We start from the raw sequence: 25,284 nt of genomic DNA on the forward strand, positions 1-25,284 counted from the left end.
GCCGCGGCCGGCCCCCAGTGTGACCCGGGACGATCAGCCGTCGTCACCCGCCACGACGACGACGTGCAGGGTGCGCGGCCCGTGCACCCCCTCCACCCGGTCCAGCTCGATGTCGCTGGTGGCGCTCGGCCCGCTGATCCAGGTGTGCGGGCGGGCGGGGTCCAGCGCGGCGACGCCCTCCGGCACCCCCGGCACGACCTGGTCGGCCCGGACCACGCAGACGTGCAGGTCCGGGACCAGGGTGGCGGCGCGCCTGCCCTGGCCGGGGCCGTGGTCGAGGATGATCGTGCCGGTCTCGGCGATCCCGATCGCCGCCGTCGACAGCACGCCGTCGCAACGGTCCAGCTCGGACACCCCGACGTCCGGCCCGTCGGTGACGACCTCGACGTCGGCGGGGACCAGCCCGGCGGGGAAGCCGGGCGGGACGAGGATCCGCAACCGTCCGCCCCCGGCCAGCGGGGAGCGCCCGGCGAGCGCACCCGCCACGAGCCCGGCGGCGGTCGCGGGCGTCGCGCGCTCCACGACGGCCCGGTAGTCCGCGACCTGCTCGGCGAACAGGTCGACGACGTCGGCGTGGGACCGGTCCCGGGCCGGGGCCGGCCGGACGATCGGGACGTCGACGTCCGGCTCGGTGTCCGGCACGTCGGCCAGCGCCCGGCGGGCCTTCTGCAGGATCGCGTCGCGCGCACTCATCGCCGGTCCCCGTTCCCGCCGTCGTTCCCGTTCGCGTTGCCGGCGCCGCCGTCGTCGCGGTGCCCGCCGTCGGTCCGTTCCCACCACTGCCGGAACGACTCCGCGGCGGGGACGGGGACGTCGCGGGAGTCGGACCAGGCGCCCGCCGGCCCGCCGGGGATCGCGCCGAGCACGTTGCGTCCGCCCGGCGCCGTCCGCCCGATCCTGGCGGCGAGCCGGCCGCCCCAGCCGGCCGCCTTCTCCGCCGCACCGGTCCGGGCCGACGACGACAGCGTCCACGACGCGGCCTTCATCGCCATGTCCTGCACCGACGGGACCCGCGACGCCTGCTGGTGGGCCTCGACGACCTCGCTGCGGAGGTGCACCAGGACCTCCGGGATGTCGATCCGCACCGGGCAGACCTCGAAGCACGCCCCGCACAGGCTGGAGGCGTACGGCAGCGAGTCGGTCTGCGGGTCCGACCCGACCCCGCGGAGCTGGGGCGTGAGGATCGCGCCGATCGGTCCGGGGTAGACCGAGCCGTACGCGTGCCCACCGGTGCGCTCGTAGACCGGGCAGACGTTCAGGCAGGCCGAGCACCGGATGCAGCGCAGCGCCTGGCGCCCGGTGGGGTCGGCCAGGACGTCGGTGCGGCCGTTGTCGAGCAGGACCACGTGCACCTCCTGCGGACCGTCGCCGGGGGTGACCCCGGTCCACGTCGAGGTGTAGGGGTTCATCCGCTCCCCGGTCGACGAGCGCGGCAGCAGCTGCAGCATCACGTCGAGGTCGGCGAAGGTCGGCAGGACCTTCTCGATCCCGACCACCGAGACGAGCACCTCGGGCAGGGTCAGGCACATCCGCCCGTTGCCCTCGGACTCCACGACGGTCAGCGTCCCGGTCTCGGCGACGGCGAAGTTCGCCCCGGACACCGCCACCTTCGCCCGCAGGAACTTCTCCCGCAGGTGCGCGCGGGCCGCCGCGGCCAGCTGCTTCGGCTCGTCGGTGAGGTCGGCCGGTGCGGGACGGCCCGCCCGGCCCATCTCGCGCAGGAAGATCTCGCGGATCTCGGCACGGTTGCGGTGGATCGCCGGGACCAGGATGTGGCTGGGCAGATCGTCGCCGAGCTGGACGATCAGCTCGGCGAGGTCGGTCTCCCAGGCGTGGATCCCGGCGGCCTCCAGGGCGTCGTTGAGCTCGATCTCCTGGGTGGCCATCGACTTGACCTTGACGACCTCGTCGGTCTCGTGCCGCCGGGCGATGTCGACGACGATCGCGTTGGCCTCGGCGGCGTCGCGGGCCCAGTGCACGGTCGCCCCGGCCGCGGTCAGGGAGCGTTCGAGCTGCTCGAGGTAGCGGGGGAGGTGCCGCAGCACCCGGTTCTTGATCGCCTCACCGGCCAGCCGCAGCTGCTCCCACTCGTCGACCTCGCCGACGACGCCGCCGCGCTTGGTGCGGATGGTGGCCGTGGCGTGGGCGAGGTTGCGGCGCAGCTGGGAGTCCTCCAGCGCGGACCGCGCCGCGGTGGGGAACGTCGGTGTGCCGAGGAAGGTGCCGCTCATCGGACCGTCTCCTGTTCCCGCGGGGCCGTGCCCGCCTCGGGTGTGGCGCTGCCGACGCTCGTCGGATCGGCCGCCCGCTCGGCGCGGCCGGTGATCACCGGTTCGGTCGAGGCGAGGATCTCGGCCAGGTGCATCACCCGCACCCCCGAGCGCTGCCGGGACAGCAGCCCGCCGATGTGCATCAGGCACGAGTTGTCCCCGGCGACGAGCACCTCGGCGCCGGTCTCCCGCACGTGGCGGGCCTTGTCGTTGCCCATCGCGATCGAGGTCTCCGCGTTCTTCACCGCGAACGTCCCGCCGAACCCGCAGCACTCGGCGTCGCCCGGCAGGTCGAGCAGAGTGAGCCCGCGGACCGCACGGAGCAGCCGGGCCGGCCGGTCGCCGACGCCGAGCATGCGCAGCGAGTGGCAGGTCGGGTGGTAGGTGACCCGGTGCGGGAAGTAGGCACCGACGTCGGTCGTCCCGAGGACGTCGACGAGGTACTCGGTCAGCTCGTAGGTCGGCGGGGCGTTCTCGACCCCGCGGACCAGGCCAGGGTCGCCGGACCGCTCCGCGACCATGCCGTGCTGGTGGCGGACCGACCCGGCGCAGGACCCGGACGGGGCGATGATCGCGTCGCAGCCGGCGAAGGCGTCGAGGTGGTTGCGGACGAGCGGGACCGCGTCGGCGACGTAGCCCGTGTTGACCATCGGTTGTCCGCAGCAGGTCTGTGCGGCCGGGAACTCGACCTCGACGCCGAGCCTGCGGAGCAGGGTCACGACGGCCTTGCCGGTGTCCGGGAACAGGGCGTCGTTGAGGCAGGTGACCATCAGGCCGACGCGTGGCATGGGTGCCTCCGGCGATGTGGTGGTTGAGGCTGTGGTCCGACCAAGCTAGCGTCTTGGTCGGACCACAGGCAAGCGGTGCCCGCGCCACGGCCTCCCCGCCCGGGGAGCCCGCGCGGCCCGTGGAGACGAAGGAGGCCCGGCCGTGCGGCAGAACGTGCTGGCGATCGGCGACCGTGCACCGTCCGTCGCGGAGGAGGTGTGGGTGGCCGACACCGCGACCGTCGTCGGATCGGTGACCGTGGGCGCCGGGACCGGCGTCTACTACGGGGCCGTGCTGCGGGCCGACACCGAGACGGTGACGATCGGTGCGGGCAGCAACGTCCAGGACAGCGCCACCGTCCACGCCGACCCCGGGTCCCCGGCCCGGATCGGCGACGGGGTGTCGGTCGGCCACGGTGCGGTGCTGCACGGCTGCACCGTCGGGGACGACTGCCTGGTCGGCATGAACGCCACCGTGCTCAACGGTGCGGTCGTCGGCGCCGAGTCGCTGGTCGCGGCGAACGCGCTGGTCCCGGAGGGGATGGAGGTCCCACCCCGCTCCCTGGTGGCCGGTGTGCCTGCGAAGGTCCGGCGCAGCCTGCGCGACGAGGAGCTGGAGCACATCCGGCGCAACGCGGAGGTCTACCGCGAGCTCACCGTGCGGCACCGCGACGCGCAGCTGCTCGCGACCGGGGCGGATCCGCGCTGACGGGCACGCCCGTGCGAGACAGGAACGCCGGAAGCATCGGAAGCGTCGGAAGGGGAGGTGCCGTGTCATCGGGAACCGGCGGGCGGACCGCCACCTACGAGATGGTGCTGACCCACATCGAGCAGGGGTTGACCTCGGGTGCGCTGCGGCCCGGGGACCGGCTGCCCGCCGAGCGCGAGCTCGCGGGCACCCTGGGCGCCAGCCGCACGGCGGTGCGCGAGGCGCTCCGCGTGCTGCAGGCCCAGGGGGTGATCCGCTCCCAGGTCGGGACCGGCGACGGTTCCGGCACCGTGATCGTCCCGGCCCCGGCGCGGGCGCTCGGCCGGGTGCTCCAGCTCCATCTCGCCGTCGACTCGTTCCCGGTCGACGACGTCACCGAGGCCCGGGTGATGCTCGAACGGTTCTCGGCCGGGCTGGCCGCCTCCCGGCGGACCGCCAACGACCTGCTGGTGATGACGGCGGAGCTCGACGCGATGGACGCCGACCTCGATCCGGAGGCGTTCAGCGACGCCGACATCGCCTTCCACGTCCTCATCGCGGGATCGGCCGGGAACCGGCTGGTCAACGAGCTGACGGTGGCGATCCGGGAGTCCGTCCGCGGGGTGCTGCTGGACGCCATGCACGAGCGGGTGGACTGGCCGTCCCTGCGGGAACGGCTGCGCGGGGAGCACCGCGCGATCCACGCTGCGCTCCTGGCGGGCGACGGCGGCCGTGCCGCGGACCTGATGGAGGAGCACATCCGCGCGTTCCACGGCGTGCTCCCGCCGGCCGGGCCCCGGTAGCCAGGGCGCCCGGCCCGGCAGCCCGGTCAGGTCCCGGCGACGACGCGGTCCCGGTCGGCGAACAGCCGCGGCGCGACGGCCCCGGACCCGGCTGTGACCAGGGCGATGCCGACGAGCAGCAGGGCGGGCAGGGTCGACGTCCCGCTGCCGACGGCGAGCAGCGCCGTCGCACCGAGCGGCACGAACCCGGAGACGACGCCGGCGAGATTCGACGACAGCGCCACCCCCGAGTACCGCAGGTGCAGCGGGAACAGCTCGGTGAGCAGCGCCCCGGACACCGCGTACGGGATCGAGAGCAGGGCCGTGGCCAGCGTGACCCCCGCGATCACCGCGGCGGGCGACCCCGTGTCGATCAGCCAGAACGCCGGGAACGCGGTGAGCGCCGACGCGACACCGCCCGCGACCGTCACCCGCCAGGCGCCGTACCACTCCGCGAGCCGCCCGCCGAGGATCACGACGCCGATCTCCACCACGGCGGCGACCAGGGTCGCGCCGAGCATGAGCGAGCGCGGCAGTCCCAGCTGCGACGTCCCGTAGCTGATGATGAAGGTGGTGATCAGGTAGAAGCCGCCGACGCCGAGGAACGCGGTACCCGCGCCGACCGCGAGCTGCGGCCAGGCCCGCACCAGCACCTCGCGGACCGGGGAGGATGCGCGCTCGTCCTCGGCCAGCAGCTGCTCGAACAGCGGCGACTCCTCGACCCGGCGGCGCAGCCACAGCGCGATCGCGAGCAGCGGGAACGCCGCGAGGAACGGCAGCCGCCAGCCCCAGGAGTCGAAGCTGTCCGGCGGCAGCTGCGCCACGGCGAGGAACGCACCGGACGACAGCAGCGTCCCGACCGGCGCCCCGATCTGCGGCATCGCCGCGTACCGGCCGCGCCGCTCCGGCGGGGCGTGCTCGACCGCCAGGGTGACCGCGCCGCCCCACTCCCCGCCGACCGCCACGCCCTGCAGCAGCCGGAACAGCGTGAGCAGCAGCGGTGCGGCGATGCCGATGGTCGCGAAGGACGGCAGCAGGCCGATCAGGCCGGTCACGATCCCGATCATCGTGACGGTGATGATCAGGCAGCGCTTGCGGCCGATCCGGTCACCGAGGTGCCCGAAGATCACCGCGCCGAGCGGGCGGGCCGCGAACCCGACGGCGAACGAGGCGAACGCGGCCAGGGTGGAGACGACGACGTCGTCGGTGGCGAAGTAGAGCCGGTTGAAGACCAGCGCGGCCGCGGTCCCGTAGAGGAAGAAGTCGTACCACTCCAGCGCGGTGCCGACGAACGCGCCGAACGCGACCTTGCGGGCGTCGGCGTCGGTCACCGTCGCGCGTCCCTGTCCCCGGTCCCCGGCCATGCTGCCTCCGCAGGTCGTCGTGTGGGTCGTGCCAGCATCGACGGCGTAGCGGCCGGGCGGAACTCCCGATCGTCGCGTCCTGACGGCGTCGGGCTGTGCAGGTGCACAACGAAACCGGGCCGTCATCTCCGCGGCCGGTGCCTGTGCGAGTGCACAGCCGCCGTCGTCGAACCGGGGGCGGCGGTCCGATGACCGGCCCCGTGGACGCGTGCTGCGATGGGCGCATGACCACCGGCGGCGGTTTCCTGGACGACTTCGCGACCCTGTCGGCCTTCGGCGCGACCGAGCGGGGCGGGGTGCACCGCGAGGCCGCGTCGGACGCCGACGAGGCGCAGCGCGCGTGGTTCGAGCGGTGGCTGACCGGGCACGGCCTGACCGTCCGGTACGACGAGGTGGGCAACCAGTTCGGGCTGCTGGAGCTCGTCCCGGGCGCCCCGTGGGTGCTGGCCGGGTCGCACCTGGACAGCCAGCCCCGGGGCGGGCGGTTCGACGGCGCGTACGGCGTGCTGGCCGCCGCGTACGCGGTGCTCGACCGGGCCGGTTCGGGCGGCGCGGTACACAACCTCGCCGTCGTCAACTGGTTCAACGAGGAGGGGTCGCGGTTCACGCCGAGCATGTTCGGCAGCGCCGTGTTCACCGGCCTGCTCGATCCCGCCGCGGCGCTCGACACCCGGGACCCGGCCGGGGTCCGGGTCGGCGACCGGCTGGCCGAGATGGGCCACACCGGGACCGGTGCCCCGGTGCTCGCCGACGTCGCCGCCTACGCCGAGATCCACATCGAGCAGGGCCGGGAGCTGGACGGGACCGGCACGACGGTCGGCCTGGTCGCCGACACCTGGGCGGCCCGCAAGTACGACCTCCGCGTGGTCGGGGACCAGTCGCACACCGGGTCCACGCCCATGCCCGACCGGCGTGACGCCCTGCTCGGGGCCGCGCAGCTCGTGGTGCTCGCCCGCACCCTGTCCGACGAGCTGGGCACCGAGGAGGCGCCGCTGCACACGTCGGTGTCCCGGATGGCCGTCGAGCCGAACAGCCCGGTGACCGTGGCCCGCGAGGTCACGCTCAACCTCGACCTGCGCAGCCCCGACGAGGCCCTGCTCGCCCGCGCCGACGCGCTGCTGCACGAGCGGGTCCCGGGCATCGAGGAGTCCGCGCGGGTCGGGGTCGAGATCGCCGGCTCGCACGGCTGGGGTGTCCGGCCGTTCCCGGCCGACGGTGTCGAACTGGCCCGCCGCGCGGCCGACGAGCTCGGGCTGTCGCACCGTCCGATGTCGACCGTGGCCGGGCACGACTCGGTCAACCTCAACGGTCACGTGCCGACGGTGATGCTGTTCGTGCCGAGCGTGGACGGGATCAGCCACAACGAGCGCGAGCTGACCCGCGACGACGACCTCCTCGCCGGCGTCGCGCTGCTGACCGGGGTCGTGCGCCGGCTCGCCGCCGGGGAGATCACCGGACGCTGACCTGGCACGCTGGTGCGCGTGGACTCCGACGCGGCCTGGGCGCGGACCGTGGCGCGGCTGCGCAGGCGGGTGCCGGAGCTGGCGTCCGCGTTCCTCGCCCGGCTCGACGCCGAGGGGCGCTACGACGACCAGCCCGTCACCCGGGAGGACCTGCGGGAGACCGCCGAGGCGTCGCTCGCACTGCTGATCGACCAGCTCGGCCGCGGCGACGGCCGGATCGATCTCGGGGACCTGCCCGACCGGCTGGGTCGCCGGCGCGCCCGCCAGGGAGTGGACCTCGACGACCTGGTCCGTGCCGTCCGGCTCGACTTCCCGGTCCTCTGGTCGGCCCTGCTGGAACAGGCCGAGGACGCGGCGGCACTCGCCCCGCGGGCCGACCTGCTCTGGGCGGTCGTCGACGCCTACGCGCGCGAGGTGCACTTCGCCTTCCTCGGCGAGCGGGCACTCCTGGCCGAGCAGCAGCGCGACGAGCAGCGGCACCTGCTCGACCTGCTGTTCGGCGCGGGGCCCGCCGACGAGTACCGCGACGCCCGGCTCGCCACCGGCCTCGGCGTGTCCGAGGACGGGGCGTTCGCGGTGTGCGCCGCGCTGGCCGACCACGCGGCGACCCTGCGCGGCCGGGCCGCCCGCGCGGCCGGTGTGCACCTGCGCGACGTCGAGTTCGGCGTCGTCGCGTTCTGGGCGAGCGGTGCGCCCGGGGCCGGGCGGCTGCGCGACCGGCTGACCGGGGGCATCGCCTGCGTCGTCGACGACGGTGTCGCGGGCCTCGCGGCGGTGCCCGGCGCGGCCGCGGCGCTGGTGCGGATGGCGCGGCTGCTCCCGCCGGACGTGGCCCGCCCGCGCGAGCCGCGCGACGTGTGGCCGCTGGTGGCCCGCCGCGCCCTCGACGAGCACGACGGGCTGGCCGGGCGGCTGCTGTCCGGGCTCGACGGCGCCCGCGAGGACGAGGCGGTGCTCCTGCGTGCGACCGCGCACGCCTACCTGGACTCGGGGAGCGTGTCCGAGGCCGCCGGGGTCCTCTACTGCCACCGCAACACGGTGCTGAACCGGCTCCGCCGGTTCGCGCAGCTCACCGGCCTGGACCTGACCCGGCCGCGGGACGCGGCGCTCGCCGTCGTCCTACTGGGGTGAGGGCGGGGGCCGGACCGCGCCGACCAGCCGGAGCGCGAACTCCACCTGCTGCCAGGCCACCTCGTTCTCGGTGGGCCCGGAGTCCTCCCGGAACCACACCGCGACCCCCATCCCGAGGTCGAGGATCGCGTACGACGCGAGCCGCGAGTCGGTCACCCGGAACGCGCCGCGGTCGGTGCCGTTGGCGACCAGGGACCGGAAGCGCCGCTCGTACTCCGTGCGCAGCCCGACGACCTCGGAGCGGCGGGGCTCGACGAGGCTGCGCAGCTCGCGGGTCCCGACGAACGCCTCGCGCCGGTGCCGGGCGTGGAAGCGGACGTGCGCGTCGACCGCCCTGCGCAGGCGCTCCACCGGATCGTCCACACCGGACACGGCCGTGTCGTGCTCGCGGAGCAGCGCGGTCATCGTCTCCTCGATCACCGACGCGAGCAGGTCCTGCTTGGAGCTGACGTGCTTGTAGAGGCTGGGGCCGCGCATGCCCACGGCCGCGCCGATGTCGGCCATCGTCGTCGCCTCGTAGCCGCGGACGGCGAACTGCTCCAGCGCCGCCGCCCGGATCTCCGCCTCCCGCACGGCTCCCAGTGTATAGCCCAGGTGTGACGTCGGTCGGCACCTACTTGCGCGGAGCTGCGGCGATGGTGGCTAATAACCATTAGCCAACCATCATCAGGAGGAGACATGGCCGTCGACTTCACCCTCGACACCCAGGTGGCCGAGCTCGCCGAGCGCACGTCCCGGTTCGTCCGCGAGACGGTGATCCCGGTCGAGGAGGCGCACGACGGCGTCGTCCCGTCCGAGGACGTCCGCCGCGAGCTGCAGGACGGGGCCCGCGCCGCCGGGGTCTTCGCGCCGCACGCGGCCGTCGAGTTCGGCGGGCACGGGCTGGACATGCGCGCCCGCGCCGCGGTGTTCGAGGAGGCCGGCTACTCGCTGCTCGGGCCGCTCGCGCTGAACATCGCCGCCCCCGACGAGGGCAACGTCCACATGCTCGAGCAGATCGCCACCGAGGACCAGAAGGTCCGCTACCTGGCGCCGCTGGCCGCCGGCGACGTCCGCTCCTGCTTCGCCATGACCGAGCCCGCCCCCGGTGCAGGCTCCGACCCGGACGCGCTCGCCACCGTCGCCACCCGGGTCGACGGCGGCTGGCGGATCGACGGGCACAAGTGGTTCATCACCGGTGCCGACGGCGCGGCGTTCGCCATCGTCATGGCCCGCACCGCCGGCGTCCCCGGCGAGCGCGGCGGGGCGACGATGTTCCTGGTCGACGCGTCCAACCCGGGGATGAAGATCGGCAGGCACATCCCGACGCTGGACGAGTCGCTCTACGGCGGCCACCTCGAGGTCGAGTTCTCCGACTGCCGGGTCGGCGACGACGCCGTGCTCGGCGAGGTCGACCAGGGCTACCGCTACGCCCAGGTCCGGCTCGGCCCGGCCCGGATGACGCACTGCATGCGCTGGCTGGGTCTCGCCCGCCGGGCGCAGGACATCGCCGTCGCCCGGGCCGCGGACCGGAAGCTGTTCGGGTCCCGGCTGGCCGACCTGGGCATGGCGCAGGCGATGGTCGCGGACAACGAGATCGACCTGCACGCCTCGCGCGGCCTGATCCTGCGGGCCTGCTGGGAGCTGGACCAGGGGCGCAGTGCCGGGATGGAGGTGTCGATCGCGAAGACCTTCACCGCGGAGGCCGTGTGGCGGGTCGTCGACCGGTCGCTGCAGCTCTGCGGCTCGCTCGGGGTCTCGGGGGACATCCCGCTCGGGCGGTTCCTGCGCGAGGTGCGCCCGTTCCGGATCTACGACGGCCCGTCGGAGACCCACCGCTGGTCGATCGCCAAGCGCGTCGTGGGGCGGGCGACCCGATGAGCCCCGACGGTCTCGACCTCCACGCGCTCGACGGCTTCCTGAAGGAGCACGTCGACGGCTACCGCGGCGGCGTCACCGCGGAGCTGGTCTCCGGCGGCCGGTCCAACCTGACCTACCGGGTCACCGACGGCGAGTCGGTCTGGGTGCTCCGCCGCCCGCCGCTGGGGAACCTCACCCCGTCGGCACACGACATGGGCCGCGAGTACCGGTTCGTCGCCGCCCTCGCCGGGTCCGGGGTGCCGGTCGCCCCGGCCGTCGCACTGGCCGACGAGTCGGTGATCGGCGTGCCGTTCGCCCTCACCGGATTCGTCGACGGCGTCGTGGTCCGCAGCGAGGACGACCTCGCCGCGTACACCGACGGGCAGGTCCGTGACACCGCGTTCGCGCTGGTCGACACGCTCGCGGCGCTGCACGCGGTGGACGCGACCACCGGGGCGGTGTCCGGGCTCGGGAAGCCGGCCGGGTACCTGCGCCGCCAGGTCGACCGCTGGTACTCGCAGTGGGAACGGGTGAAGACCCGCGAGCTCGGCGACGTCGAGGCCCTCTACGCCCGGCTGGACGCGATCTGCCCGGCCGAGAGCGACGCCGCCGTCGTACACGGCGACTACCGCATCGACAACGCGATCCTCGATCCCGCCGACCCGACCCGGATCCGGGCGCTCGTCGACTGGGAGATGGCGACCCTCGGCGACCCGCTCGCCGACCTCGCGCTGCACACGGCCTACGGCGACCCGGTCTTCGCGCCGGTGCTGGCCGGGTCGGCGGCGTCGACGAGCGCCCGCATGCCGGGTGCCGACGAGCTGGTCGAGCGCTACGTCGCCACCTCCGGGCGGGAGCCTCGGGACTGGTCGTTCCACCGGGGCCTCGCCTACTTCAAGATCGCGGTGATCGCGGAGGGCATCCACGAGCGGCACGTCCGCGGGGACACCCGGGGCGACGGCTTCGCGACCGTCGGGGAGGCCACCGCGCCCCTCGCAGCCGCAGGCCTGACGGCCGCGACCACCTGACCGCCCCGCGCCCACCGCTCCCGCCGGCTCCCACCGGACCCGCCGAAGCAGGACCGGGCCCGGCTCTCACCGGACCCGCCGGCTCTCACCGGACCCGCCGGCTCTCACCGGACCCGCCGGCGCTCACGTGTTCTGTGGTCGCTCGCGCGGTCGGGCGAGCGACGACCGAACAGGTGAGCATCGCCGGAACAGGTGAGCGCGGGGTCGGTCGGAGGCTGTGAGGCTGCCGGCGCTCACGGGATCCGGGCCGCGGCGCCCGCGGGCCTGCCGGTGCTCACCGGATCCGGTGGCCTCGGCGGGATCGGTCGGCGTCCACGGGCCTCCCGGCGCTCACTGTTTCCGGTGGCGCTCGCCTGTTGTGTCGTTGCTCGTGCGATCGGGTGAGCGTTGCCGGAACAGGTGAGCGGGGGACTGGCCGGTGTCTGCGGGCGTGCTGGTGCTCACGGGATCCGGGGCGCGGTGCTCACGAGTCCTGTCGGCGCTCACGAGTCCTGCCGGCGCTCACTGTTTCCGGTGGCGCTCGCCTGTTCTGTCGTCGCTCGCGCGATTGGGTGAGCGATGCCGGAACAGGTGAGCGCGGGGATTCCTCGGAGTCCGCGGGCCTGCCCGGTGCTCACCGCTTCCGGTGGTGCTGCCCGGACCCGGTGGCGCTCGCCGGATCTGCTGGCGCTCGCCGGATCTGCCGGCGCTCACGAGTCCTGCCGATGCACACCAGATCCGGTGGCCTTGACGGGATCCGCCGGCGCCCACGGATCCTGTCGGCGCTCGCCGTTTCCGGTGGCGCTCACCTGTTGTGTCGTCGCTCGCGCGATCGGGTGAGCGTTGCCGGAACAGGCGAGCGTCCTCGGTGCGGGGTGCGGGGTGCGGGGTGCGGGGTGCGGGGTGCGGGGTGCGGGGTGCGGGGTGCGGGGTGCGGGGTGCGGGGTGCGGGGTGCGGGGTGCGGGGGCGAGCGGGTCAGGCGGCCAGGCGGTCGACGCGGCCGGGGCGCGGGCCGATCCGGCCTGCGCCGCCGGGGACGTCCAGGGCGGCGACCGCGTCCATCTCGTCGCCGGTCAGGGCGAAGCCTGCCAGGTCCCGGTTCTCCGTGATCCGCTCCGGGGTGTCGGACTTCGGCACCGCGACGGTCCCCCGCTGCAGGTGCCAGCGCAGCACCACCCGGGCCGGGGTGACACCGTGCCGGTCGGCGATCGCCCGCAGAACGGGCCCGCCGAGGACCGCGCCGCGGCCGAGCGGGCTCCACGCCCCGGTGACGATGCCGAGCGCCGCGTGCACCGCGTGCAGGTCCCGCTGCTGGTGGTGCGGGTGCAGCTCGACCTGGTTGACCGCGGGCGTCGTCCCGCCGAGGCCGCGCAGCCGGCGCAGGTGCGACGGCCGGAAGTTCGAGACCCCGATCGCGCGGGCCGCGCCGTCGGCGAGCAGTTCCTCCATCGCCTCCCAGGTGCGCAGGCACGGCCCCAGCTCGTCGTTCGGCCAGTGCACGAGCAGCAGGTCGACGTGGTCCAGGCCGAGCCGGTCGAGGCTCTCGTGCGCGGAGCGGATCGCGTCCGCCCGGTCGCGGCCGACGTTCCACACCTTGCCGGTCACGAACAGCTCGGACCGGGACAGGCCGGATCCGGCGAGCGCGGCCCCCACCGCCGTCTCGTTGCCGTAGACCGCGGCGGTGTCGATGCTGCGGTAGCCGCGCGCGAGCGCCTCGGTCACCGCGGCGCGGGCGTCCCGGGACTCGGACACGCCGAAGCCGAGGCGCGGCATCGTGGTGCCGTTGTTCAGGGTGATGGTGGCGTCCGGGTGCACCGGGGTCCTCTCGTCGTCGCGCGGCGACGGCGGTGTCGCGGACTCGTCCCGGGTCAACGGGCCCGGCCGGACCCCGCGTTCCCGGTCGTGGGCCGACTCACCGGTGGTCCGGGTCTCCTCCAACGGCGGCGCGCTCGTCGATCCGGGCCCGGATGCCCTCGTCGGAGCAGAACCCGCGCCGGGTGCGCTTCAGGCACAGCAGGCCGACCAGCCGTCCGGCCTCGACGACGGCGAGCCGGCGCCGCCCGGTGGCGGTCATCGTGTCCCAGGCCGTCCGCAGGTCCGCCGACGGCGCGACGACGCGCCCGGCCAGCGTCCCGGACGGCGCGGCGGGTGCGCCGGGGTCGGCGTCGTCGAGATCGGCCCGCTCGACCACGGAGAGCAGCACGCCGTCGTCGACGACCAGCAGGGCGTGCACCTTGGGGTTGCCGAAGAAGGTGTGCGCGTCCGCGACGGTGGTCGCCGGGCCGCACGTCTTGGGGAAGGTGTGCATGGCAGCACCGACGGAGGCGTCGACCAGGGTGTCCATCGCGCTCCTTCCGTCCGTGGCCTCAGGTGTACCCGGGACGGGCCCGCACCGCACCCCCGCGTCGGTCACTCCGGGCGGAACACCGCGAGCGCATTCGCCAGCATCGCGTAGTAGCCGGTCAGCCACACCAGCGCGGCCAGGGTGTCGCGGCCCAGTACCTGCAGGGCCGTCGTGTACCGGTCGTCGTCGAGGTCGCGGGTGTCGAGCACCGTGCGGACGACGTCGAGGCCGGTCCGCTCGGCGTCGTCGAGCCCGTCCGGGACGACGCCGTCGAGCAACGCCTGCAGCTGGCCGCCCGACAGCCCGGTCTCCCGGCCCAGGCCCTCGTGCGACGCCCACTCGAAGGCGCTGCCGTGGTGCACGGCGACGGCGAGGACGGCGATCTCCCGCAGCCGCGGCGGGAGGTCGTCGTCGAAGCGGAGGGCCGCGCCGACCTGCTGGACGGCGTCACCGATCCGCGGCGAGAACAGCATCGGCCCGAACGGACCGAGCAGCCGCTCCCGGTCGTCGACCAGCGGGACCCGGGCCTGGGACCGGCGCGGGCCGGTCGCGATGCGGGCGTGCAGGGCGGCCCGCTCGTCGTCGAGGTCCGCGGGGTGCAGCGGCGCGGTCCGCGGCGGCCCGGACGGCCGGGGGCGGCCGCGCAGGTCGCCGGCGGGTCCCGCCGTGCGGGGGTCCGGGGTCACGGGATCGGTGCTCACACCGACGGACCCTACGATCGCGGGCGTGTCCCCGAGTCCCGATCCCGTACCCGAGGGGTTCCTGCCCTTCACCGAGGTCGCGCTGGACCGGGCCGGGGAGCGGATGCCGGGCATCGACCGGTCCGCGATGGCGATGGTGCTGATGCTGCACCGGGTCGCCTCCGCGATCGTCTACGACCTGGAGTCGACCGTGCACCGCCCGGCGGGCTGGAGCTGGTCGGCGTTCCGCCTGCTGTTCGCACTGTGGGTGGCCGGGGCGCAGGAGGCGGGGCGCTGCGCGGAGCTGGCCGGGATGAGCCGGGCGGCGGTGTCCGCGCTGGCCAAGACGCTGGAGGCGGGCGGTCTGGTGGAGCGCACCGGGGACCCGCGGGACCGCCGGACGGTGGTGCTCGGCCTGACCGCGGAGGGCACCGCGCGGCTGGAGGAGACGTTCGGCGCGCACAACCGGCGCGAGGCGGACTGGGCCGGGCTGCTCACCCCCGAGGAGCTCGCGACGCTGAACGGGCTGCTGGCCAAGCTGGCGGCCGCGGCGCAGGAGCAGGACTGGGTCCGGCGCCGCTGACCCTGGTGTTCACGGGTCCGGCGCCGTACCGTGGCCGATGCTCAAAGGTTTGATGATCTCCGTTCAGTGTCGTCCCGGAGGGTCCCCGCCATGGCCAAGCCGTTCGCCTCGTCCGCCGACACCGCGGCCAAGGAGCAGACCCTCGAGGTGCTCGCCGACGGTGTCTACGCCCTGACGGCCGAGGGCGACCCGAACATCGGCGCGATCGAGGGCGAGGACTTCCTGGTCTGCTTCGAGGCCCTCGCGACCCCGGTGGCCGCCCGGAAGTGGCTGGCGAGGCTGCGGGAGCACACCCGCAAACCGGTCCGCTACCTGGTGCTCTCGCACTACCACGCGGTCCGCGTGCTGGGGGCGAGCGCGTTCGACGCGGAGACGATCGTCGCCCACGAGACGACCGCGGCACTCGTCGCGGAGCGGGGTCTGGAGGACTGGGAGTCGGAGTTCGCCCGGATGCCGCGGCTGGCCGAGTCCGCCGACTCGGTCCCCGGACTGACCTGGCCGACGCTCACCTTCGCCGACCGCCTCACCATCGACCTGGGCGGCGACCGCGGCGAGCTCGTGCTCGCCCACCACGGGCGCGGGCACACCGAGGGCGACATCACCGCCTGGCTGCCCCGGCAGCGGATCCTGTTCGCCGGTGACCTCGTCGAGGCCCAGGCCGCGCTCTACACCGGCGACGCGTTCCACCGGGAGTGGGCGGCGGGCACGCTGGACGCGGTGGCGGCGCTCGGCGCCGAGCAGCTCGTCGGCGGGCGCGGCGCGGTGAGCCGCGGCCGGTCCGAGGTCGACGCCGCGATCGCCCAGACCCGGCACTTCCTGCAGGTCATGATCGACGAGGTCGGCGCGGTGCAGCGGCGCGGGGGCACGCTCCGGCAGGCGTTCGAGGCCACCCACGCCGCCCTCGTCGACGACTACGGGCACTGGCCGATCTTCGAGCACTGCCTGCCCTTCGACGTCTCCCGGCTCTGGGACGAGCTCGCCGGGATCGAGCGTCCGGTGATCTGGACGGCCGAACGCGACCGGGAGGTCTGGGCGCAGCTGCAGGAGTCCTGACCGTGTGGCGGCACGAGCCCGTCGTCGTGGTCGGTGCGGGTCCGGTCGGCCAGACGACGGCGCTGCTGCTCGCCCGCTGGGGTGTCCCGTCGGTCGTGCTGGACCGGCGGCCCGGGCGCGACGCCGTCGGCTCCCGGGCGATCTGCCAGCACCGCGACGTCCTCGACGTGTGGGAGTCGGTCGGGGCGGGCCGCCGGATCGCCGACGCCGGCGTCACCTGGACCACCGCACGGACCTACCACCGCGGGCGCGAGCTGTTCGCCCAGACCTTCAGCTCCCCCGGACGGTCGCCCTTCCCGCCGTTCGTCAACGTGTCGCAGTGCCGCACCGAGCAGGAGCTCGACCGCTGCATCGCCGCGGAACCCCTGATCGACGTGCGGTGGGACGCGCCCGTCACCGCGGTCACGCAGGCCGCGGACGGGGTCGCGGTCCACGCGGGCGGTGTGGAGGTCCGCGGCTCGTACGCCGTGGTGTGCGCGGGGGCCCGCAGCGACGACCTGCGCCGGCAGCTCGGGGTGTCCTTCGACGGCCACAGCTTCGACGACCGCTTCCTGATCTGCGACGTGCGCGCCGACCTGCCGCACCGGGCCGACGAGCGGCACTTCCACTTCGACCCGGAGTGGAACCCCGGCCGCCAGGTGCTCGTGCACCCGTGCCCCGACTCGACGTTCCGCATCGACTGGCAGGTCCCGGCCGGGTACGACCTCGCCGCCGAGACCGCGTCCGGCGCGCTCGACGCCCGCATCCGGCAGGTCGTGGGCGACGTCCCGTACGAGCTGGTGTGGTCGTCGGTGTACCGCTTCCACTCGCGCGTCGCGGACCGGATGCGGTGCGGCCGGGTGCTGCTGGCCGGGGACGCCGCGCACCTGGTGTCGCCGTTCGGGGCGCGCGGGCTGAACTCCGGGGTCGCCGACGCCGAGAACGCCGCCTGGAAGATCGCCTGGGCGGGGTTCGGCCGGGCGCCCGCGGAGCTGCTGGAGAGCTACCACGACGAGCGGCACGCCGCCGCCGTCGAGAACGTCGCGGTGACGACGGCGACGATGGACTTCCTCGTCCCACCCGATCCCGGCCGGGCCCGGCACCGCGCCGACGTGCTGGCCCGGGCCGCGACCGATCCGGAGGCCCGCGCGCTCGTCGACTCCGGACGGCTGTCCGAGCCGTTCTGGTACGTCGGCTCGCCGCTGACCACCGCGGACCGCTCCCGCCCGTTCGCCGGACGCCCGCCGCGCGGGCAGGTGCCGCCCGCCGGCCCGGGGATCCTGGTCCCCGACGCCCCGGTGACCCTGCCCGACGGCACGACGACGCGGCTGCGCGCGCTGGCCCGGGACGGGTTCCTGCTGCTCACCGCGCCCGGCGCCGACACCGGAGCCGCCACGGCGGCAGCCGCCGCCGCACCCGGCCCGGCCACGACCCTGCCGATGACACCGGCGTCACCACGGTCGGGCAGCACGCTGCGGCCCGCCGCAGGGCCGGAACGTGCATCCCGGCCGGGAGCCGCGGGGGAGCACGCCGACCTCACCGGTGTGCTCGGTGCCCGGCCCGGCGAGGTGTGGGTCGTCCGCCCGGACGCGCACGTCGCCGCCGTCCTCCACCGGCCGACCCGCGACGACCTCGCGGCCGCACTCGCCCGCGCCACCGCGCGGGCCGTCCCCTCAGGAGAGGAGCACTCCGATGGCGTACTACCGCAGCGTCGGTGACGTCCCGCCGAAGCGGCACACCCAGCACCGGCGGCCCGACGGGGGCCTCTATGCGGAGGAGTTGATGGGGGAGGAGGGGTTCTCGTCGGACTCGTCGTTGCTCTACCACCGCGGGGTGCCCTCGGCGATCGTGGACGCGTCGCCGTGGGAGCTGCCCGATCAGTCGTTGAGCGAGAACCGGCCCCTGGTCCCGCGGCACCTGCGGTTGCACTCCCTGGGCGCGCAGGACTGGAAGGCGGTGGACGCGGTGACGGGGCGGCGGCTGGTGCTGGGCAACGCCGACGTGCGGCTCTCCTACGTCGTGGCGGACGAGGCCTCGCCGCTGTACCGCAATGCGGTGGGCGACGAGTGCGTCTACGTCGAGTCGGGTGCGGCGAGGGTGGAGACGGTGTTCGGCACGCTGCGGGCCGGCGCGGGGGACTACGTGGTACTGCCGCGGGCGACGACGCACCGGTGGGTCCCGGAGGGATCCGAGCCGGTGCGGCTGTACGCGATCGAGGCGAGTTCGCACATCGCGCCGCCGAAGCGGTACCTGTCGCGGTTCGGGCAGCTGCTCGAGCACGCCCCGTACTGCGAGCGGGACCTGCACGGCCCGGTGGAGCCGTTGCTGGTCGAGGGCACCGATGTGGAGGTGCTGGTCAAGCACCGCGGGGGCGGGTCCGGGATCACCGGGACCCGCTACGTGGTGCCCGAGCACCCGTTCGACGTGGTCGGGTGGGACGGGTGTCTGTACCCGTACACGTTCAACATCGCCGACTTCGAGCCGGTGACGGGGCGGGTGCATCAGCCGCCGCCGGTGCACCAGGTGTTCGAGGGCGGCAACTTCGTGGTGTGCAACTTCGTGCCGCGCAAGGTCGACTATCACCCGCTGGCGGTGCCGGTGCCGTACTACCACTCCAATGTGGATTCCGATGAGGTGATGTTCTACTGCGGCGGGGACTACGAGGCCCGCAAGGGTTCGGGCATCGGGCTGGGGTCGATCTCGTTGCATCCGGGTGGGCACAGCCACGGTCCGCAGCCGGGTGCGGTGGAGCGGGCGTTGGGGGCGGAGTTCTTCGACGAGCTGGCGGTCATGGTCGACACGTTCCGTCCGCTGGCGCTGGGTGAGGGTGGGATCGCGGCGGAGGACCCGGGTTATGCCTGGACCTGGGCCGGTCGCGGGCCGCCGTCGTGACGCCGGTCTCCTGGGCGATCCGGCCAGCAGCCGGCCGCCAGATCCTCGTGGATCTGGCCGGATCGACCAGCTCGTGATGGGCCGGTTGCGCAGGTAGGGCCGCCGGGAGTGTCCTCGTTGCACATCAGCGACGAGTGAGACGAGGCGTGGCATGGCTCTGCCGGAGTGGGACGGCGAACTGACCTCGGTGCGGCACGACCCGGAGACGGGGGCGTGGTTCGTGATCGGGGTGCACTCCACGCGGCTCGGCCCGGCCTCCGGCGGCACCCGCGCGATGGTCTACGCCGATGTCGACGCCGCCGTCGCCGACGCCCGCCGGCTCGCCGGCGCGATGACGCTGAAGATGGCTGCCGCCGGGCTACCGATGGGCGGCGGCAAGTCGGTGATCGCCCTGCCCGCCCCGCGCGCGTCGCTCGGGGACGCCGCCTGGCGCCGGATCCTGGAGCTGCACGCGGCCAACCTGAATCTGCTCGGCGGCAACTACACGACCGGCCCGGACGTCGGCACCGGCTCCGCCGACATGGACACCCTGCGGGCGCTGACCCCGCACGCCTTCGGCCGCTCCGTCGCCGCGGGCGGCCCCGGGTCCAGCGCCCCGACGACGGCGCTCGGCGTGTTCGCCGCCGTCACCGCCGCGGTCGACGAGGCGGGCCTGGACGGGCTCGACGGGCTGCGCGTGCTCGTCCAGGGCCTCGGCGCCGTCGGCGCGGACGTGGCCCGGCTCGCCGCCGACGCCGGCGCGAAGCTGATCGTCACCGACGTCGACCCGGACCGCTGCGCCGCCGCGGCGGACGCGTTCGGCGCCGAGGTGATCGGCACCGCCGACGTGCTGACCCGCGAGTGCGACGTGCTCGTCCCGTGCGCGACCGGCGGGCTCCTGTCCACCGCGACCGCGGCCACGGTGCCGTGCGCGGTCGTCGCCGGTGCGGCGAACAACCTGCTCGCCGACGACGGCGCCGCCGAGGTGCTGCGCCGCCGCGGCATCACCTACGCGCCCGACTTCGTCGCGAACGCGGGCGGCGCGATCCACCTGGTCGGCCGCGAGGTCCTCGGCTGGGGCGCCGAGCGGGTCGCCGAGCGCACCCGGGCGATCGGCGACACCCTCGCCGCCGTCTTCGCCGACGCCCGCGAGCTCGGCGTCACCACCGTCGCGGCGGCCGAGCGGGTCGCCGCACGCACCCCGTCGAACGGCATCGAGGGAGTACAGCGATGAACATCCTCACCGACTCCGAGAAGCTCGCCGAGCTCGACGCCGAGTCGCTGCACCGCCTCGTCGGCCTGGTCGAGCACGACGCGGCCCGCGACCCGTTCCCCGTCACCGGCTGGGACGCCGTCGTCTGGGCCGTCGGCAACGCCACCCAGGCCGCGCTGCTGTACCAGGCCGTCTACGGCATGGAGCTCGTCGCCTACTCGGGCCCGGAGACCGGCAACCGTGACCACCACGCCTACGTGCTGCGCTCCGGCGCCGTCCGCTTCGAGCTGCGCGGCGCCGTCGACCCGGACAGCCCCGTCGCCGACCACCACCGCGTCCACGGCGACGGGATCGTCGACATCGCGCTCGAGGTCCCCGACGTCGACCGCTGCATCGCGCACGCCCGCGCCCAGGGCGCGACCGTCCTGGCCGAGCCGCACGACGCGACCGACGAGCACGGCACCGTCCGGACCGCCGCGATCGCCACCTACGGCGACACCCGGCACACACTGGTCGACCGCAGCCGCTACACCGGCCCGTACCTGCCCGGCTACGTCGCCCGCAGCTCCACGGCGGTCCGCCCGGACGGCGCACCGAAGCGACTCTTCCAGGCCCTCGACCACGTCGTCGGGAACGTCGAGCTCGGCCGGATGGACGAGTGGGTCGAGTTCTACCGCCGGATCATGGGCTTCACGAACATGGCGGAGTTCGTCGGCGACGACATCGCCACCGAGTACTCCGCGCTGATGAGCAAGGTCGTCGCCAGCGGCAACCACCGGGTCAAGTTCCCGCTGAACGAGCCCTCGCCGGGCCGGCGGAGGTCGCAGATCGACGAGTACCTCGACTTCCACCGCGGCCCCGGCGCCCAGCACCTCGCGCTGGCGACCAACGACATCCTCACCACCGTCGACGTGCTGCGGGCCCGGGGCGTCGAGTTCCTCGCCACCCCCGCGGCCTACTACGAGGACCCGGAGCTGCGGGCCCGGATCGGGGAGGTCCGCGTCCCGATCTCCGAGCTCCAGTCCCGCGGGATCCTGGTCGACCGCGACGAGGACGGCTACCTGCTGCAGATCTTCACCAAGCCGGTCGGGGACCGGCCCACGGTGTTCTTCGAGCTCATCGAGCGGCACGGCTCGCTCGGCTTCGGCAAGGGCAACTTCAAGGCACTCTTCGAGGCGATCGAGCGCGAGCAGGAGCGCCGCGGGAACGTCTGACGTCAGTCCTGGATCCGGCGCCACGGCCGGTCGGCCTCCAGCGCGAAGGCCAGCTCCAGCAGGGTGCGCTCGTCGCCGAGCGCCGTCGACAGGTGCACCCCGACCGGCAGCCCGTTGCCGGCGGCGCCGGCGGGCAGCGAGATCGCCGGGGCGCCGGCGACGTTGCACAGCGGGGTGAACGCGACGTAGTCGAGCAGCCGGGCCCGCAGGTCGTCGAACGGGACGCGCGGGCTGAGCCACCCGATCTCCGGCGGCGTGTGGGCGAGCACCGGGGACAGCAGCACGTCGTGCCGGGTGAACAGCTCGGCGTAGGTCCGCTCGACGCGGCGCAGCCGGTGCAGGAACACCGGGGTGCGGGCCATGACGTGCCGGTAGTGGTCGGCGAGGCCGTGGGTGAGGGCGTCGAGCCGGTCCGGGTCGAACGTGCGCCCGTGCAGCCAGCGCCCGCCGGTGACCACGGAGAACGCGAGCAGCCCCCAGTAGTCGAGGAAGTCGTCGACGAACCGCTGCCCGACCCCGGTCGTCGTCCCCGAGACCTCGTGGCCCTGCTTGCCGAGGAGCTCGGCGACCTCCGCGAGGCGGGTGCGGGTGTCCTCGTCGACGGTCGCGCCGGTCGGGGAGTCGAGCACCAGGCCGATCCGCAGCCGTCGCCGGGCGGGGCCCTCGACCAGCCCGACCGGGGGCAGCGAGGGGTTGCGACGGTGCCGGTCGGCCGCGGCGAGGAAGGTGGCGGTGTCACGCACCGAGCGGGAGACGACGCCGTCGGTGACCAGGTCGATCGGCATCCGCGCGCCGTTCGCGCTCTGGGCGATCCGCCCCCGCGACGGCTTGAGCCCGACCAGCCCGCAGGCCGCGGCCGGGATCCGGATGGACCCGCCGCCGTCGTTGGCGTGGGCGATCGGCACCACCCCCGCGGCGACCAGGGCGGCCGACCCGCCCGACGACGCCCCGGCCGAGTAGCGCGGGTCCCACGGGTTGCGGGTGGGCTCGGCGTCGGCGAACTCGGTGGAGGCGTTCAGCCCGTACTCGGGCATCCGGCTCACCCCGACGGCGTCCAGGCCGGTCGCCAGCAGCTGCCGGGTGACCTCGGAGTGCTCGCGGGAGGGCGTCGCCGTGTAGGCGGTCGTCCCGTTCGCCGACGGCCAGCCGCGGACCTCGGTGTTGTCCTTGACCAGCGTCGGGACGCCCGCGAGCGGCCCGCCCGCGGAGCCCGTGACCGGCTCCGTGGTCCGGTCCAGCGCCAGGCCGTGCAGCTCCGGTTCCACCCGCGCCACCCGTGCGGCGACGGCGGCGCGGAGCTCGGCCGGGGAGACCTCGCCGCGGCGGACGCGGTCGGCCAGGCCCACCGCGTCGTCGTCGCCCAGCGCGTCGTCGGAGAACGCGTGCACCCGTCGGCTCATGCCCTCAGATCATGCTCGCCGGGGGTGGGGACGGTGGAGCGGACCCGCCGCGGGGTCCCGCGTCCGGGCGACCGGAGCGCGGGTCAGCGGACGCGGACCCGCTGCTTCGACGACGTCATCCGCGTGACCGCGACCCGCCCGAGCACCAGCGCGATCCCGACGGCGAGCCCGCCGACGAGCAGCAGCCAGGGCCGGGACTCCAGGTCGGCGGCCAGCCGGTCCCCGGCCGCGTACCCGATCCCGACGAGGACCGCGGTCCGCGCGGCCGCCAGCGGCACGATCCAGGTGAGGAACCGCCGGTATCCGACGTTCGCGAGGCCGGCGGCGAGGTAGGCGGGGATCGCGCCGATGTCGACGAGCTTCGCGCCGAGCACGATCCGCGGCAGGTGGGTGCGGACCTCGCGGGTGAGCGCCGCGCGGCGGGCGTCGGTCAGCCCGAGCCGGGTGAGCACGCGTGCGACGCGCGGCCGCTCGCCGTGCCGGCCGAGCGCGTAGAGCACCGTGTCGCCGAGGACGTCGGCGGCGAGGGCGGCCACCCACACGCCCCACCAGGGCAGCTGCCCGGCCCCGGCCAGTGCCGCCGCGGCGACCGTGACGACCGGGCCCTCGAGGAAGGCGCCGATGGCGATCACGAGGAGTGATCGGACGGGTGCAGCCGGGACGGCGGCCAGCAGTGCGGCCACGGCGTCCGTCAGCCCGGTCACTCGAGACCTCCGATCAGGTGCGTTCCGATCATGGTGCCCTGTCCGGTCGGGCGCCCGGACGCCACCCCGCTCCACGGGGCCCGCGTCCTGGCACGCCGTCGCCGTCACCAGGTGTGACGTCCGGGAGGCCGCCGGGGTTCCCGACAGGCCGACACGATCGGGTCACGTTCCCCGCGCAACGGTCCCGACGCGCCGCGCGGCGAGCGGGCATGCTGGGGACGTGGTCTGGATCCAGCTGCTCCTCGCAGCGCTCGTCCTCGCCGGTGGCGTCGCGCTGCTGACCGTCGGCGCGCTGGTCACCGGCGGGATCGTCGCCCTGCTCGGCGGGGTGTGGGTGGGCTCCTGCGTGCGCCGGCTCTGACCGGGCCGCTGCTCAGCGGGGCAGCGCGATCCCGTACCGCTGGACGCGGCGGTACGCCGTCGCCCGGCTGATCCCGAGCGTCTCGGCGGCCCGGGTGACGCTCATGCCGTGCTCGGTCAGGCAGCGCACGAGCTCGTCGCGCTCCAGGGACTCGATCTTCGTGAGCGACCCGGAGCGGGTGGCCAGCAGCTCCGGCGGGAGGTGCCGCACGTCGACGACGGTGCTGCGTGCGGCCGCGTCACGGACCGTCCGGCGCAGCTGCTCGACGTTCCCCGGCCAGGAGTAGGTGCGCAGCGCACGGGCGGCGGCGTCGGTGAAGGTCACGCCGTCGCGGACGAGGTGGCGGGCGAGCGGCATGACGTCCTCGCCGCGGTGACGCAGCGGCGGGACCTCCACGACGACGTCGAGCAGCCGGGCCAGCGGATCGGGCACCCCGTCGACGGTGCCCGCGGTCAGGCTCAGCGCGGCGTGCGGCAGCGACCGGACCAGCGCCGCCAGCCGGGTCGCGACGGGGCCCGGCAGCTCGTGCACCCGGCCCGCGATCACCGCGGTGTCCGGTTTCCCCAGCTCCGGGGACCACAGCGACAGCCAGGACACGGCGTCCGCGGCGGCCGGCGGGCGGGCGTGCAGCACCCGGTGCCGTGGCCGCACCGAGCGCAGCGCCGTGGCGAGGAGCGCCGCCTTGCCCGCGCCGGGCTCACCGACGACACCGACCCGGGCGCCGTCACGCAGGGCGGTCGCGGCCTCGGCGACCGCGTGCTGCCAGTTCTGCGACAGCCCGGCCACGGCTCCGGCCGATGCCTGCGGGGCGACCCGGAACACCTCGCCGCGCGGTGCGGGCCGGGGGCTGGCGCCCCGGCCGCGGGCCAGCATCAGCGCCGAGGTCTGCCCGGCGGCGGTGCGGGCCAGGGCGAGGAGGAGCTGGTCCGAGCGCTGCGACCAGGTGGTGAGGTTGATCGAGCCGAGCAGGTCGCCGTCCACCGGGTCGAGGACGGGTGCGGCGGCGCACGTGTAGCCCCACAGGCCGGTGCAGTAGTGCTCGTCGCCGCGCACCAGCGACGGGACCCGGTCGGCCAGGGCGAGACCGAGCCCGTTGGTGCCGGCCTCCCGCTCGCCGAACGCGAAACCGGGTGCCAGATAGGTCTGGTCGAGCGCGCGGATCAGCGCCTGCTCGTCGCACAGCCGGGAGACCACGATGCCGTCGGCGTCGGTCAGCATCAGGCTGATCGGTTCCCCGGGGAGCCCCTCGTGGAGCCCGGCGAGCACCTCGCTGCCGCAGCGTGCGAACAGCGAGTCGTCGTCGACCCCGCCGGTGAAGGCCGGGCTGACGGCCTCGGTCGGCGCGCCGTAGGTCTCGCTGCGAGCCCAGGACGCCGAGATGCGTGCGGGGGCCAGGGCCTGCGCCATCACGTACCTCCTCGTACGGCCTGCTGTCGGTCACGCTGTCACAAGCTGTACTCCCGTGCGTCACCGTCTCGTCTCAGGTTGAGACGGCGATCACGCCAACCGGCTCTGCGCCGTTCCTACCGTCGGCCCGCGACGCGGGACCCCACCGGCCCGCGCCAGTCGC

General features: G+C 74.9%; 24 protein-coding genes. 13 read left to right on the forward strand and 11 right to left on the reverse strand.

Going from position 1 to position 25,284, the window contains the following annotated elements:
* Window positions 1–33: 33 nt before the first annotated feature.
* From PP1_RS18645 to PP1_RS18655, 3 genes are read right to left on the reverse strand one after another with little or no spacing between them, the layout of a single operon-like run.
* Window positions 34–693 (reverse strand): LutC/YkgG family protein, encoded by a 660-nt coding sequence (locus PP1_RS18645; protein WP_010240886.1) that lies wholly within the window; start codon window positions 691–693, stop codon window positions 34–36.
* Window positions 690–2,231, reverse strand: coding sequence for a LutB/LldF family L-lactate oxidation iron-sulfur protein (locus tag PP1_RS18650; protein ID WP_010240887.1), 1,542 nt, complete (start codon window positions 2,229–2,231; stop codon window positions 690–692). The genes PP1_RS18645 and PP1_RS18650 overlap by 4 nt, the downstream gene beginning before the upstream one ends.
* Window positions 2,228–3,058: a (Fe-S)-binding protein gene (locus PP1_RS18655; RefSeq protein WP_010240890.1), complete on the reverse strand. Its 831-nt coding sequence runs from the start codon at window positions 3,056–3,058 to the stop codon at window positions 2,228–2,230. The genes PP1_RS18650 and PP1_RS18655 overlap by 4 nt, the downstream gene beginning before the upstream one ends.
* A 142-nt stretch (window positions 3,059–3,200) precedes the next feature.
* Between PP1_RS18655 and PP1_RS18660 the strand changes: the two genes are divergently transcribed.
* Both PP1_RS18660 and PP1_RS18665 read left to right on the forward strand, forming a co-directional pair.
* Window positions 3,201–3,746, forward strand: a complete 546-nt coding sequence (locus PP1_RS18660; RefSeq protein ID WP_010240892.1) for a gamma carbonic anhydrase family protein — start codon at window positions 3,201–3,203, stop codon at window positions 3,744–3,746.
* Between the two features lie 62 nt (window positions 3,747–3,808).
* Entirely contained in the window at window positions 3,809–4,528 is a 720-nt protein-coding gene (locus PP1_RS18665; protein ID WP_010240894.1) for a FadR/GntR family transcriptional regulator, read from the forward strand.
* A 26-nt stretch (window positions 4,529–4,554) separates the two neighbouring features.
* Here PP1_RS18665 and PP1_RS18670 read toward each other — a convergent pair whose 3' ends face one another.
* Window positions 4,555–5,871, reverse strand: a complete 1,317-nt coding sequence (locus PP1_RS18670; protein WP_010240897.1) for an MFS transporter — start codon at window positions 5,869–5,871, stop codon at window positions 4,555–4,557.
* A 224-nt stretch (window positions 5,872–6,095) separates the two neighbouring features.
* Here PP1_RS18670 and PP1_RS18675 point away from each other — a divergent pair, with 224 nt between their 5' ends.
* Window positions 6,096–7,334, forward strand: coding sequence for a M20 family metallo-hydrolase (locus PP1_RS18675; protein ID WP_010240900.1), 1,239 nt, complete (start codon window positions 6,096–6,098; stop codon window positions 7,332–7,334).
* Window positions 7,335–7,352: 18 nt separating this feature from the next.
* Entirely contained in the window at window positions 7,353–8,465 is a 1,113-nt protein-coding gene (locus PP1_RS18680) for a PucR family transcriptional regulator (protein WP_075314802.1), read from the forward strand.
* Here PP1_RS18680 and PP1_RS18685 read toward each other — a convergent pair.
* The gene (locus tag PP1_RS18685; protein ID WP_010223844.1) at window positions 8,454–9,038 is read right to left on the reverse strand and encodes a TetR/AcrR family transcriptional regulator; all 585 of its coding nucleotides are present in this window, start codon (window positions 9,036–9,038) and stop codon (window positions 8,454–8,456) included. The two genes, PP1_RS18680 and PP1_RS18685, sit on opposite strands and share 12 nt — an antisense overlap.
* 105 nt (window positions 9,039–9,143) lie before the next feature.
* On the opposite strand from PP1_RS18685, the gene PP1_RS18690 reads away from it, so the two are divergent.
* Both PP1_RS18690 and PP1_RS18695 read left to right on the forward strand, forming a co-directional pair.
* A complete protein-coding gene (locus tag PP1_RS18690; protein ID WP_010223847.1) occupies window positions 9,144–10,325 on the forward strand; it encodes an acyl-CoA dehydrogenase family protein in 1,182 nt (393 codons plus the stop codon).
* Complete coding sequence (locus PP1_RS18695; RefSeq protein ID WP_010223849.1) at window positions 10,322–11,332, forward strand: phosphotransferase family protein; 1,011 nt, start codon at window positions 10,322–10,324, stop codon at window positions 11,330–11,332. Before PP1_RS18690 ends, PP1_RS18695 begins: the two co-directional genes overlap by 4 nt.
* A 955-nt stretch (window positions 11,333–12,287) precedes the next feature.
* Here PP1_RS18695 and PP1_RS18700 read toward each other — a convergent pair.
* From PP1_RS18700 to PP1_RS18710, 3 genes are all read right to left on the reverse strand, one after another.
* On the reverse strand, window positions 12,288–13,085 hold the full coding sequence (locus PP1_RS18700; protein WP_075315267.1) for an aldo/keto reductase: 798 nt from the start codon (window positions 13,083–13,085) through the stop codon (window positions 12,288–12,290).
* Between the two features lie 139 nt (window positions 13,086–13,224).
* A complete protein-coding gene (locus PP1_RS18705; RefSeq protein ID WP_010225274.1) occupies window positions 13,225–13,656 on the reverse strand; it encodes a CBS domain-containing protein in 432 nt (143 codons plus the stop codon).
* Between the two features lie 65 nt (window positions 13,657–13,721).
* The gene (locus PP1_RS18710; RefSeq protein ID WP_139323985.1) at window positions 13,722–14,357 is read right to left on the reverse strand and encodes a carboxymuconolactone decarboxylase family protein; all 636 of its coding nucleotides are present in this window, start codon (window positions 14,355–14,357) and stop codon (window positions 13,722–13,724) included.
* A gap of 25 nt (window positions 14,358–14,382) precedes the next feature.
* Here PP1_RS18710 and PP1_RS18715 point away from each other — a divergent pair, with 25 nt between their 5' ends.
* The 6 genes from PP1_RS18715 to hppD all read left to right on the forward strand — a co-directional run bounded on the left by PP1_RS18715 (window position 14,383) and on the right by hppD (window position 21,249).
* Complete coding sequence (locus tag PP1_RS18715; RefSeq protein WP_029239147.1) at window positions 14,383–14,919, forward strand: MarR family winged helix-turn-helix transcriptional regulator; 537 nt, start codon at window positions 14,383–14,385, stop codon at window positions 14,917–14,919.
* Window positions 14,920–15,009: 90 nt separating this feature from the next.
* Complete coding sequence (locus PP1_RS18720; RefSeq protein WP_010224400.1) at window positions 15,010–15,972, forward strand: MBL fold metallo-hydrolase; 963 nt, start codon at window positions 15,010–15,012, stop codon at window positions 15,970–15,972.
* Window positions 15,973–15,974: 2 nt separating this feature from the next.
* A complete protein-coding gene (locus tag PP1_RS18725; protein ID WP_075314800.1) occupies window positions 15,975–17,669 on the forward strand; it encodes an FAD-dependent monooxygenase in 1,695 nt (564 codons plus the stop codon).
* Complete coding sequence (locus tag PP1_RS18730; protein WP_075314798.1) at window positions 17,644–18,843, forward strand: homogentisate 1,2-dioxygenase; 1,200 nt, start codon at window positions 17,644–17,646, stop codon at window positions 18,841–18,843. Before PP1_RS18725 ends, PP1_RS18730 begins: the two co-directional genes overlap by 26 nt.
* A gap of 151 nt (window positions 18,844–18,994) precedes the next feature.
* The gene (locus PP1_RS18735) at window positions 18,995–20,056 is read left to right on the forward strand and encodes a Glu/Leu/Phe/Val dehydrogenase family protein (RefSeq protein WP_010239631.1); all 1,062 of its coding nucleotides are present in this window, start codon (window positions 18,995–18,997) and stop codon (window positions 20,054–20,056) included.
* Window positions 20,053–21,249 (forward strand): 4-hydroxyphenylpyruvate dioxygenase, encoded by a 1,197-nt coding sequence (hppD, locus tag PP1_RS18740; RefSeq protein ID WP_010239633.1) that lies wholly within the window; start codon window positions 20,053–20,055, stop codon window positions 21,247–21,249. The genes PP1_RS18735 and hppD overlap by 4 nt, the downstream gene beginning before the upstream one ends.
* A 2-nt stretch (window positions 21,250–21,251) precedes the next feature.
* On the opposite strand, the gene PP1_RS18745 is transcribed toward hppD, so the two are convergent.
* Window positions 21,252–22,649, reverse strand: coding sequence for an amidase (locus PP1_RS18745; protein WP_010239635.1), 1,398 nt, complete (start codon window positions 22,647–22,649; stop codon window positions 21,252–21,254).
* A gap of 83 nt (window positions 22,650–22,732) precedes the next feature.
* Complete coding sequence (locus PP1_RS18750; RefSeq protein WP_010239637.1) at window positions 22,733–23,353, reverse strand: DedA family protein; 621 nt, start codon at window positions 23,351–23,353, stop codon at window positions 22,733–22,735.
* Between the two features lie 220 nt (window positions 23,354–23,573).
* Here PP1_RS18750 and PP1_RS18755 point away from each other — a divergent pair, with 220 nt between their 5' ends.
* On the forward strand, window positions 23,574–23,714 hold the full coding sequence (locus PP1_RS18755) for a hypothetical protein (RefSeq protein WP_010239639.1): 141 nt from the start codon (window positions 23,574–23,576) through the stop codon (window positions 23,712–23,714).
* Window positions 23,715–23,726: 12 nt separating this feature from the next.
* On the opposite strand, the gene PP1_RS18760 is transcribed toward PP1_RS18755, so the two are convergent.
* The gene (locus PP1_RS18760; RefSeq protein WP_075314796.1) at window positions 23,727–25,121 is read right to left on the reverse strand and encodes a helix-turn-helix domain-containing protein; all 1,395 of its coding nucleotides are present in this window, start codon (window positions 25,119–25,121) and stop codon (window positions 23,727–23,729) included.
* Window positions 25,122–25,284: the final 163 nt, after the last annotated feature.

Origin of the sequence: Pseudonocardia sp. P1 (assembly GCF_000178675.2) — a bacterium.
In the GTDB taxonomy this organism is placed as follows: domain Bacteria; phylum Actinomycetota; class Actinomycetes; order Mycobacteriales; family Pseudonocardiaceae; genus Pseudonocardia.